The 10,305-nt window shown below is 62.2% G+C and carries 10 protein-coding genes and 1 pseudogene; 8 read left to right on the top strand and 3 right to left on the bottom strand.

Going from position 1 to position 10,305, the window contains the following annotated elements; all coding sequences use genetic code 11:
- The 3 genes and pseudogenes from NCS02_RS26665 to NCS02_RS26655 form a co-directional block, all read left to right on the top strand.
- Positions 1-96, top strand: a pseudogene (locus NCS02_RS26665) (electron transfer flavoprotein subunit alpha/FixB family protein); the annotation flags it as partial.
- A 2-nt stretch (positions 97-98) separates the two neighbouring features.
- Positions 99-623: a DUF2889 domain-containing protein gene (locus tag NCS02_RS26660; protein ID WP_175981697.1), complete on the top strand. Its 525-nt coding sequence runs from the start codon at positions 99-101 to the stop codon at positions 621-623.
- Between the two features lie 82 nt (positions 624-705).
- On the top strand, positions 706-2,178 hold the full coding sequence (locus NCS02_RS26655; RefSeq protein WP_033535811.1) for a mechanosensitive ion channel family protein: 1,473 nt from the start codon (positions 706-708) through the stop codon (positions 2,176-2,178).
- A 9-nt stretch (positions 2,179-2,187) separates the two neighbouring features.
- Here the strand turns inward: NCS02_RS26655 and flhC are convergent, their stop codons facing one another.
- Complete coding sequence (flhC, locus tag NCS02_RS26650; RefSeq protein WP_033535835.1) at positions 2,188-2,796, bottom strand: flagellar transcriptional regulator FlhC; 609 nt, start codon at positions 2,794-2,796, stop codon at positions 2,188-2,190.
- Between the two features lie 22 nt (positions 2,797-2,818).
- Positions 2,819-3,136 (bottom strand): flagellar transcriptional regulator FlhD, encoded by a 318-nt coding sequence (flhD, locus tag NCS02_RS26645; RefSeq protein ID WP_250523358.1) that lies wholly within the window; start codon positions 3,134-3,136, stop codon positions 2,819-2,821.
- A gap of 323 nt (positions 3,137-3,459) precedes the next feature.
- Between flhD and NCS02_RS26640 the strand changes: the two genes are divergently transcribed.
- The 5 genes from NCS02_RS26640 to NCS02_RS26620 all read left to right on the top strand — a co-directional run bounded on the left by NCS02_RS26640 (position 3,460) and on the right by NCS02_RS26620 (position 8,786).
- Entirely contained in the window at positions 3,460-4,344 is an 885-nt protein-coding gene (locus tag NCS02_RS26640; protein WP_008346873.1) for a LysR substrate-binding domain-containing protein, read from the top strand.
- A gap of 138 nt (positions 4,345-4,482) precedes the next feature.
- A complete protein-coding gene (locus NCS02_RS26635) occupies positions 4,483-5,724 on the top strand; it encodes a CaiB/BaiF CoA transferase family protein (protein WP_250520090.1) in 1,242 nt (413 codons plus the stop codon).
- Positions 5,721-6,497, top strand: a complete 777-nt coding sequence (locus NCS02_RS26630; protein ID WP_250520089.1) for an enoyl-CoA hydratase-related protein — start codon at positions 5,721-5,723, stop codon at positions 6,495-6,497. Before NCS02_RS26635 ends, NCS02_RS26630 begins: the two co-directional genes overlap by 4 nt.
- 30 nt (positions 6,498-6,527) lie before the next feature.
- On the top strand, positions 6,528-7,349 hold the full coding sequence (locus NCS02_RS26625) for an enoyl-CoA hydratase-related protein (RefSeq protein ID WP_250520088.1): 822 nt from the start codon (positions 6,528-6,530) through the stop codon (positions 7,347-7,349).
- 63 nt (positions 7,350-7,412) lie between these two features.
- Positions 7,413-8,786, top strand: coding sequence for an MFS transporter (locus tag NCS02_RS26620; RefSeq protein WP_250520087.1), 1,374 nt, complete (start codon positions 7,413-7,415; stop codon positions 8,784-8,786).
- A gap of 49 nt (positions 8,787-8,835) precedes the next feature.
- Here the strand turns inward: NCS02_RS26620 and NCS02_RS26615 are convergent, their stop codons facing one another.
- The gene (locus NCS02_RS26615) at positions 8,836-10,212 is read right to left on the bottom strand and encodes an NAD-dependent succinate-semialdehyde dehydrogenase (RefSeq protein ID WP_250520086.1); all 1,377 of its coding nucleotides are present in this window, start codon (positions 10,210-10,212) and stop codon (positions 8,836-8,838) included.
- Positions 10,213-10,305: the final 93 nt, after the last annotated feature.

Genomic DNA, 10,305 nt, shown 5'->3' with positions numbered 1-10,305 from the left:
AACAAAGACCCCGAAGCGCCGATCTTCAGTGTCGCCGATTACGGTCTCGTCGGCGATCTGTTCTCGGTCGTGCCGGATCTCGCGAGCACGCTGTGACGATGGATCGCGTGCCGCTGCACACGCGCCAGATCACGCTGCAAGGCTTCAGACGCGCGGATGGCCTCTACGACATCGAAGGCCATCTGCGCGACACGAAGTCATACGATCGCGATTCCCATGGCGTGATCGTCAAGGCGGGCGATCCGGTACACGAGATGATGCTGCGCATGACCATCGGCGTCGATTTCGTCATCCGCGAGGCGAAGGCCGAATCGATCATCGTGCCGTATGTCGGCCATTGCGAAACGATCGCGCCCGACTATCGCAAGCTCGAAGGCATGAAGCTCGCGCCGGGCTTCATGCGCGAAATCAGAAACCTGTTCGGCGGCTTGCGCGGCTGCACGCATCTGACCGAACTCATCGGCGCGGTGGCCACCGCCGCATTTCAGACGATGAGCGAGGAAATCAACGCGAGCGGCACCATGCGGCCGTTCCAGCTCGACGGATGTCACGCGCTTCGTACGGATGGTCCGCTCGTGAAGGCATTTCATCCGAAGTGGTACGAGGCGCCGAAGCGCCTGTGACGCATCGGCGTGCGAGCCGTGGCTAGCGCGCGTTGCCAGCAAATGTGTATTCTCTCGAAGTCGTTCCTCGAGAGGAGCATCCGTGAAATACCCTTTGCTTCTGGGCTTCGGCATCGTCGCAATCGACGTGATCGTATGGCGCGCGCGATTGCCCGACAACGACCTGGCCCGGCTCTTCATACGGCTCGCGCTCTTTTTTCTGTTGAGCTGGGTACTCTTTTCGTCGGGTCTGAGTCCGTTCACGCAGGCGCCGTTCGCCGACGTCGTCGAATTGCATTGGGCGGGGCAAATTCTCGAAATCATCTGGTGGTTGATGGGCGCGCGCCTGCTCACGCTCTCACTCGACACGCTGCTGCTTCCACGCGCCTGGAGAAAACAGCGGCTGTTCTCGGATGTTTTCGGTGCTGTGGTGTTTCTCGCGGCGGCCGTGGCGGCGCTCGGCTTCGTGCTCGAACTGCCGGTACGCGGCCTCGTTGCGACATCGGGCGCACTGGCGATCGTGCTGGGCCTCGCTATCCAGAGCACGCTCAGCGATGTATTCGCGGGCATCGTCATCAACACGACGGAACCCTACGCGATAGGTGACTGGGTGACGATCGACGACGTCGAGGGCAAGGTCGTCGAGATGAACTGGCGCGCGACACATCTGTTGACGGGGCAAGGCAATACGCTCATCGTCCCTAACGCTGTCGCGGCGAAGGCGAAAATCACCAATAACAGCAGACCGGGAGACGTCCACGGCATATCGATCGTCCTCGAGATCGAACCCGAGGCGCGGCCGAAGACCGTGCTGGACGGACTCGGGCGCGCGCTTACCGGTTGTAATCTGATTCTCGCGACGCCGGCCCCATACGCGCGCATGAAGCGCACGACGACGAACTCGGTCCAGTATGAAGTGGTGGCCTTCGTCGACGACATGAACAAAAAGCTCGCCGTATGCAACGAGCTCTTCGACCTCTGCTACCGCCATCTCACCGCGGCTGGCGTGGCATGGCGCGCGCTGGGCGTAGCGGCGCCCGCGCTTGCATCGAGAGATGAAAAAGAAGCCTTGTTAAGACGCGTCGACTTGTTCGACAGCCTTTCAGGCGAGGAAATAACGCGGCTCGCGAAGCGTTTGTCGCGACACGAATATCAGGCGAATCATCAGATCCTGGCGCCCGACACCGTGCCCGATAGCTTGTCGATCGTGCATTCGGGCGTGCTCTCGGTCGCGGTCGTCGAAGCGGCAGGCGCTCGCGAGGTTGCTCGCATCGGGCCGGGCGAAGCATTCGGGGAAGCGGGATTGCTCGCCGGAATCGCGATGCAAGTATCGATCTCGACGCTCACGCCATCGGTTCTATTTCAGCTGGCCAAGGACGACATGACGTCGTTTCTCAAAGATCATCCGGAAGTAGCGAAGCAAATGTGCGAGCTTCTGGCGTATCGGCAGGATAAGCTCGGCAAGCTCGCGACTCCGATGCCCGCCGAGCACGAACAAGGCCACTCGCTGTTCCAGTGGTTGATCGGGAAAGTATGGAACGCGCATTCGCTGAATCACGACTCCCGAAGCGATTGAACATACGGCTCAAGCTGCTTCAGCGGAGATGGGTAGCGCGGCCGGATCGATCACATTCTCGTCAGTCACCGACGCAAAAGCCTGAACGGCCGCGCGTGCCGCCGCTTTCCTCGTCTTGCCCGCACGCGACGGCGGCTGGCAGGCGCCGCACACGACGCCGTGCTGCAAGTCATGCTTGTGCGCGACGAACTTGCCGGTGCAGCGGCAGCAGGGCGTCAATTGCAGCATCTCCGCCTCGAAGAAACGCACGAGCGTCCAGGCGCGCGTCAGGTCGAGCACCGGTTCGGCGTCGTTGCGCGTGCAGTGCTCCAGATACAGCCGATATCCTTTGGTCAGCGCATCGAGGTGCGAGCAGCTCGCTTCGTTCTTGAGGAACAGATAAGTGTTGAAGAATAGCGACGCGTGAATGTTCGAAAGCCACGGCATGTACCAGTCCGCGGAGAAAGGCAGCATTCCCTTTGGCGGCGACACGCCTCGCACTTCACGATAAAGACGGATGAGACGTTCGCGCGAGAGCGTGAGTTCGCTTTCGAGGACCTGCATGCGCGCACCGAGTTCGATGAGCGCGACTGCGCGAAACACCTCTTGCGCTTCTTCGGTCAGGCTTTTCTTTGCAATGAGGTTCATGGAGGACGGCGCCTTAGATCAGCAGTTTGACGGGTTGGCCTGCCAATAGAACCGCAGCATGCGTCGAAGCGATGTCGGCGTGCTTCGGAGGTTGCGTCAGCGCGGAGAGCAGCATGTGATCGTTGAAGCGGAACGCGCATAACAGCTGATCGGAAGAGGCGAGCTTCACGACTTGGGGCAGCGAGAGGCTCATCAGCAGATCGGCAACCTCGGCTGATAGCCCGAGGCGAAACATGCCGATCGCGCGGTCCTCGCGCAAGATTCGCTGCGCCAGGATGAGATAGGAAAGATTGATCTCTCGAATGCCTTCTTGGATTTCGAAGGTGCTCATCTTTTTAGGCCTTGATGTCTCCAAGGCTCTCGTTGCCTTCAATGATTTCAGTCTAGGCGCGCGTCTTCACCGGATCAATCGTCAGAAGATTGATTTTAATTAATCGATTAGCAACACCGTTAAAGGATTGTTATCCCGTTCTCCGGGAACGGAATATGCGCTGCGAGGCGGCCTTGTCGGGACAGGAAAGCGGCTTTGCTCACGATGATCGCGCGGCAGTCGATACCGGCGGCGCTTCAGTATTCAACTATCCGGCGAGTGGCTCCTACCGAACTCGACCATTTTCGCGCCACAATCCCGACATGCTTCCACACGGACAGGCTATGGAACGTCGCGCACTGCTTCCCCCGTTGAATCCGACCCGGGCGTTCGAGGCGACCGGGCGCCTGCTGAGTATTTCCAAGGCCGCCGACGAATTGGCCGTGACGCCCGCCGCCGTCAGCCGGCAGGTACGCACGCTCGAAGCCTATCTGGGCGTCGATCTGTTCGAGCGTGTGAAAGGACGGCTTGAGCTGACCTCGGCGGGTGCCCGGTATCTGGCGGAGTTGATGCCGCTCTTCGCAGCGCTGCGTGAAGCCACCGACAGTCTGCGTTCGTCGGAACGGCGCGCCCGCGTGCTCAAGATCCGCTCGCCCGCCACATTCGCGGTGCGCTGGCTGATTCCGCGTCTCGCGAGCTTTCATCGGCTGCATGAAAACATCGACGTGCAACTGACGACATCACCGGCTCCGCTCAATTTCGCGCGTGAGGATATCGACGCCGGCATTCAGCTAGGCGACGGCAAGTGGCCCGGTCTGCGCGTGCAACGTCTGATCGCGAACGAACTGGTGCCTGTCGCCGCGCCGTCGAGACAGGTCAAGGCGCGCTCGCAGTTACAGGGCGAAACGCTTCTGCACACGCTCGCACGCCCTGAAGACTGGACCTTGTGGCTGAAGGCTGCGGGCCTTCCATTGAGCGGGCGACGCCGCGAGATGCGCTACGAAACGTCGCTGCTCGCGTATCAGGCAGCGATCGAAGGGCACGGCGTCGCGATCGCGCAGAAGGCGCTGGTGCGCAGCGAACTCGAAAGCGGTCTGCTCGTCGCTCCGTTTTCATTCGAGCTGGACCGCGGCAATCACACGTACTACTTCGCGTGGCCGACGGCGCGTCCGCAATCCGATGCACTGAAGATTTTCCGCCGATGGCTGCACTCGTTGCTCAACGAATAGCGCTCACGAATCGCCGACCCTTTAACAAAAAGTCAAAGGCTCGTTTCTAAATTGTCGATTGTCCGGAAGGCCGGTGAGTACCTATTCTCGTCGGCATGATTCGTCGCAGTGACGAGTCACGAGACAGGACAATCACAAATGCCAAGAGACAGCCTCAACGGCGTGCGGGTGATCGATTTCTCGCATGTCCTCGCCGGTCCGGTCTGCTCGATGACACTCGCCGATCTCGGCGCGCACGTCGTCAAGATCGAGCCGCCCGACGGCGAGATCGGGCGGCGCATCGGCCCGCCGTGGATCAGCGGTGAAAGCCCGGCCTTCATCAGCGTCAACCGCAACAAGTACAGCGTCGCGATCGATCTGAAAACCGACGCGGGGCGCGAAGCCGTTCGCCGCATGTTGCGCGAGGCCGACGTGCTCGTCGAAAACTTTCGGCCGGGCGTGATGGCATCGATGGGACTCGACTTCGACGCACTGCGTCAGTTGAATCCCCGGCTCGTCTACTGCTCGATCTCCGCCTTCGGTCAGACGGGCGCGAATCGCAAGCGGCCGGGCGTCGATGGCGTGATCCAGGCTGTCAGCGGTCTGATGAGCACGCTCGGCACGACGAACGCCGAGCCGCTGAAAGTCCCGATTCCCGTTGCCGACATGATGGGCGGCTATCTCGCATCGATCGCGATTCTCGGCGCGCTGCATCAGGTTCGCGCGGGCGGCGGTGCCCAGCATCTCGACGTGAGTCTCTACAACGCGACGCTGATGCTGCAGCAGATCGGCTTCGCTGCGTATTTCGCGTCCGGCCGCGAGCCGGAAAAAACCGGCAGCGCCGCGCCTTATGCGTGCCCGAACGAAGCGTTCGCGACGCAGGACGGCTGGATGATGGTCGTCGCCTATCATCCGGAACGATGGCGCGCGCTGTGCGAGGTGCTCGCATCGTCCGCACTCGCAGCGGATCCGCGCTTCGCCACCAACGACGATCGCGTGCGCCATCGCAAGGCGCTGCATCACATGCTCGCGGCGCGTTTCGTCGAACGCCCGACCGCGGAGTGGATGGAACGGCTCGCAGCGCGGGACATTCTGTGCTCGCCCGTCGCAACCTACGGCGATGTCATCGAAACGGCGGAATACGCCGAATGCGGACTGGCGCAGACGATCGATCATCCGGTCGCGGGAATCATGCGTACGCACGGCTTCGCGCTCGGTCCATCCGACCGCGCAAGCGTGCCCGACGTGCCAGCGCCGCTGACGGGCCAGCACACGCTGCAGATGCTGGAGCGATACGGCTTCGCCCAAAGCGAGATCGCGGAACTGCTGAACGCGGGCGTGATCCGCCTGGGCCGCGAAACGCGCGAGACCTGCGATGAAGACCGCAAGGTGAGCGCATGAGCGCCGCGATCATACGGAGCGAACGACGCGGCCAGGTCGCGCTCATGCGTCTCGCGTCGGATAACCCGCTCAATCCGCTGACCGACGCGTTGATGGATCAGCTCATCGACGTCCTGCTGCGCAACGAAGCCGATCCGCAAATTCACGCAATCGTTCTGACAGGGTCCGACAAGGCCTTCGCCGCCGGCGCCGACATCGTCGCGATGTCGAAGCTCGATTACGCGAGCGCATTCTCGGATGACTACATCGGACGAAGCTGGGACCGCATCCGCATGGCCCGCAAGCCGATCATCGCTGCGGTAGGCGGCTATGCGCTCGGCGGCGGCTGCGAACTGGCGATGATGTGCGACATCGTCATCGCCGCGGACGATGCGCTCTTCGGCCAGCCCGAAATCAAGCTCGGCATCGTGCCGGGCGCGGGCGGCACGCAGCGTCTGCCGCGCGCGGTGGGCAAATCGACCGCGATGCTCGCGTGCCTGACCGGCGAATCCTTCAACGCAAGCGAGGCATTGGCATATGGACTCGTGTCGATGGTCGTCGCTCGCGAGCGCTTGATCGACGAAGCGATGCGCGTCGGCGAGCAGATCGCGCGTCATTCGCTGCCGGTGATCGTCGCGATCAAGGAAGCCGTCAATCGTGCGTTCGAGTCCTCGCTGTCGGAAGGTCTGTTGTTCGAGCGAAGGCTATTTCATGCGGGCTTTGCGCTCGCCGATCAGAAAGAAGGCATGGCCGCGTTTCTCGAACGTCGTCAGGCCGCATTCCAGAACCGGTAGTTGCCGGCGAAACTATCAGGAGACTTTGTCGTGTCAGCTTATTCAAACGATTCGGGTTCGCTGGTCGAGTCATCCCTCGACGACGGCGTGCTCGTGCTCACGCTCAACAGCGCAAGCGACGGCAACGCGCTGAACGTCGCGATGACAGAGGCGCTGTCGGATGCGCTCGAAGAGATCAACGACCGGGGCGACGTGCATTGCGTCCTGCTGCGTTCGTCGTCGCGGCATTTCTGCACGGGTGGCAACGTGAAGGACATGCAAAGCGGCAGCGACCTGATGAGCGGCAGCGTCGAAGACGTGCGCGACCGCTTGCATTGCAGCTTGCACCGGATCACGCGCGCATTGAGCGGTCTCGATGTGCCTTCGGTATGCGCGGTCAATGGCGCCGCAGTCGGAGCGGGCTGCGATCTCGCGTTGATGTGCGATATCCGCGTGGCGAGCACGAAAGCCGTTTTCGCAGAGAGCTTCTTGCGGCTGGGACTTGTATCGGGCATCGGCGGATCGTGGTTTCTCGCGCGCATCGTCGGCTATGCGAAGGCGCTCCAACTGACGCTGACCAGCGAGTTCATCGATGCTGAAGCGGCGCTCAAGCTCGGCATCGTCTCGAAGGTCGTGCCGGAGGATGCGCTCGACACCGAAGCGTTGTCGCTGGCGAAACGCATCGCGCACAGCCCGCCGACTGCACTGCGCATGGCGAAGCGGCTCGTGCGCGAAGCGGCCGATGCATCGCTTGAAACGACGCTCGGAATGGCGGCGAGCATGCAGGCCATTCTGTTGTGCGGCCGCGAGCACAAGGAGGCTGTCGACCGGTTTCTCGCGCAGCAAGCGGCGAAGAAGCGCACGCACATGTGATGCGCCTTACGGCCAGTGCGTCGATCGCGCGGGGCCTCACGAACTGAACCACAGGAGACGACCATGTCCACGACTTCCGGCGCGCGACATTCAAAGCCCGGCATGCTGCGGATCATCGCGACATCGAGCCTCGGCACGATGCTCGAGTACTACGATTTCTTCGTCTACGTCGCGCTGACATCGACGCTGACGCACTTGTTCCTGCCATCGACGGATCGCACGGTCGCCGCGATGGCGGGCGTCGCCACGTTCGGCATCGCGTATGTCGCGCGGCCGCTCGGCACGATCATCTTCAGCCCGATGGCCGACCGCATCGGACGCAAGAAGACCTTCGTCATCACGCTCGCGATCATGGGTATCGCGACGGTGGGCATCGGCTGTCTGCCGACCTACGCGATGGCCGGCCTGCTTGCGCCGATCGGCCTCATCGCGCTGCGCGTGATGCAGGGCATCGCGCTCGGCGGCGAATACGGCTCCGCGGTCGTCTACGTCATGGAGCATGCGCCCGCGGGCCGCAAAGGCATGGCGACGAGCGTGCTGCAAAGCACCGCGAGCCTCGGCCTTTTGCTCGCGCTCGCTATCGTGTCGGCGCTGAAGTTCGCGCTCGATGCAGCGGCATTCGAATCGTGGGGCTGGCGCGTCCCGTTCCTGATCTCGGCGCCGATCGTCGCGGTGGCGACATGGATCCGGCTCGGCATGAAGGAAACGCCCGTGTTCGCGGAGATGAAAGAGGCGGGCCGTCTGTCGAAATCGCCGCTGCAGGACACGTTGTCGAGCGCGACGTCGTGGAAGGCGATTCTCGTCGCGATGTTCGGCGCGCAAGGTGGAACGTCGGTATCGCTTTATACGTCGACCGTCTACATGCTGTACTTCCTGCAGAACGTGTTGAAGGTCGATCCGTCGCGCGCAAATCTCTGCCTTGGCGTCGCTATCGTCGTGGCCGCGCCGCTTTATCCGGCGTTCGGCCGTCTGTCCGATGCGATCGGCCGGGCGCGCGTGATGCTGATCGGCATCGTGCTCTGGATACTCGCAGCGTATCCGGCATTCGCGGGCATCAGGACGAATGCGCTCGCGGGCGGCTGGGTCACGGCGACGCTGCTCGTCGCGCTGCTCGCCGTGTTGACCGCGATGATCATGGCGCCGCTGCCCGCGTTCATCGCCGAATGTTTTCCACCGCAAAGCAGGACCACGGGCTTCGGATTGTCGCAACAACTCGGCAATGTGCTGTTCGGCGGGTTTCTTCCGCTCATCAGTCTTTCGCTCGTCAATCTGACGGGCAACCCGCTTGCGGGCGTCGGGTATTCGATCGTTTCGCTGTTGCCCTGCCTTGCCGTTACCTATTTTTGGGGACTGCGGCAGGATCGGCTCATTCGTCAGCGTCATTACGAAGTGCAGTGCGCGAGCCCTGCGGACACGGCTCAATTGCCGGTACGTTGAATCGGCGATGACACGAAGCGCGGCATCGCGAAGCCGCGCCTCGCGTGGTTCAGGCGAGACCGGCCATCAGCGTGTATTTCACATGCACATATTCCTCGATTCCATGATGACTGCCTTCGCGTCCGTAACCGGATTGCTTCACGCCGCCGAACGGCACCGAAGCCGTGCCGACCGAGCCGGAATTCAGAATCACCATGCCCGCCTCGATGTTGCGCGACAGCCGGAACGACCGGCCCAGATCGCGGGTGAACGCATAGGCGACGAGTCCATATTCGCTGTCGTTGCTGCGTGCGATGACTTCTGCTTCGGTCGAGAAGCGATAGATCGGAAAGACGGGACCGAAGATTTCGGTCGATGCGATCGGCATATCGTCCGCGACATCGACGAGAATCGTGGGCGCATAGAAGAGTCCGCCTTTCGCGTGCGCATGTCCGCCGAGCACGGCCTTCGCGCCGCGTTCGCGCGAATCGTCGACCAGCTTGCCGACCTTGTCGATGGCCGCACGATTGATCAGCGGACCGACGACGAACCGGTCCTGCAGCCCTTGATCGACCGGGATCGCTTCGACGAGCGCTTTGACGCGCTGAACGAACGCATCGTGGATGCTCGCCTGCACATACACGCGGTTCGGCGAAATGCAGACCTGTCCGCTGTTGCGCAGCTTCGCGGACACGAGCGCTTTCGCGGCTTCGTCGAGATCGGCATCGTCGAAGACGATGAAGGGCGCGTTGCCACCGAGTTCCATCGTCATTGTCTTCAGCGTGCCGGCGCACTGCGCGGCGAGCAGCTTGCCGACCGCGGTCGAACCCGTGAACGAGATCTTGCGAATGCGCGGATCGTCGGTGATGAGTTTGCCGATCTGAACGGGGTCGCCCGTCACCATTTCGAACACGCCTTCCGGAATGCCGGCGCGGCGCGCGTATTCGAGCAGCTTGTATGCGGTCAGCGGCGTTTCCTCGGCAGGCTTCAAGAGGATCGTGCAACCCGCCGCGAGCGCGGTCGCGACCTTGCGCGTAATCATCATGAACGGGAAGTTCCACGGCGTGATCGACGCAACCGGCCCGACAGGCTCTTTCGTGACGATCACCGCTGCGTCTTTCGCGTGCGTGGGGATGGTATCGCCGTACACGCGTTTCGCTTCCTCCGCGTACCATTCGACGAAGCCCAGGCCATAGTCGATTTCGCCGAAGGCTTCCGACATGCACTTGCCGTTCTCGCGGCACATCAGTTCGGCGAATGCGGTCTTGTCGGCGCTGACGAGGTCGAACCATGCGCGCAGCAGTGCGCTTCGTTCGCGTGCCAATGTGCGCGACCACGCCGGAAAGGCCGCGCATGTGCGGTCGATGGCGGCGTGCACCTGCGCTTCCGAATGATGTTCGACTTGCCCGACGAGCGTGCCGTCGGCGGGATTGAGTACATCGATCATGCTTGTTCTCCGAGGTGAGTTGACTTGCATGATCGAATGTTAGGCATATGGCAACGCGACGAGAACGCGTGATCGTCTGCAAAGCTTGCCCGA

Origin of the sequence: Caballeronia sp. NCF2 (assembly GCF_023631205.1) — a bacterium.
In the GTDB taxonomy this organism is placed as follows: Bacteria; Pseudomonadota; Gammaproteobacteria; order Burkholderiales; family Burkholderiaceae; genus Caballeronia; species Caballeronia zhejiangensis.
Note: the sequence above shows the minus strand (reverse complement) of the source record. Positions and strands in the feature narration are given on the sequence as shown.

What these genes read in the sequence shown, in the direction of transcription:
- NCS02_RS26660 (WP_175981697.1), top strand. Translation starts at nt 99, where the DNA reads ATGGATCGCGTGCCGCTGCACACGCGCCAGATCACGCTGCAAGGCTTC.
- flhD (WP_250523358.1), bottom strand. Translation starts at nt 3,136, where the DNA reads ATGAGCACCTTCGAAATCCAAGAAGGCATTCGAGAGATCAATCTTTCC.
- NCS02_RS26640 (WP_008346873.1), top strand. Translation starts at nt 3,460, where the DNA reads ATGGAACGTCGCGCACTGCTTCCCCCGTTGAATCCGACCCGGGCGTTC.
- NCS02_RS26635 (WP_250520090.1), top strand. Translation starts at nt 4,483, where the DNA reads ATGCCAAGAGACAGCCTCAACGGCGTGCGGGTGATCGATTTCTCGCAT.
- NCS02_RS26630 (WP_250520089.1), top strand. Translation starts at nt 5,721, where the DNA reads ATGAGCGCCGCGATCATACGGAGCGAACGACGCGGCCAGGTCGCGCTC.
- NCS02_RS26620 (WP_250520087.1), top strand. Translation starts at nt 7,413, where the DNA reads ATGTCCACGACTTCCGGCGCGCGACATTCAAAGCCCGGCATGCTGCGG.
- NCS02_RS26615 (WP_250520086.1), bottom strand. Translation starts at nt 10,212, where the DNA reads ATGATCGATGTACTCAATCCCGCCGACGGCACGCTCGTCGGGCAAGTC.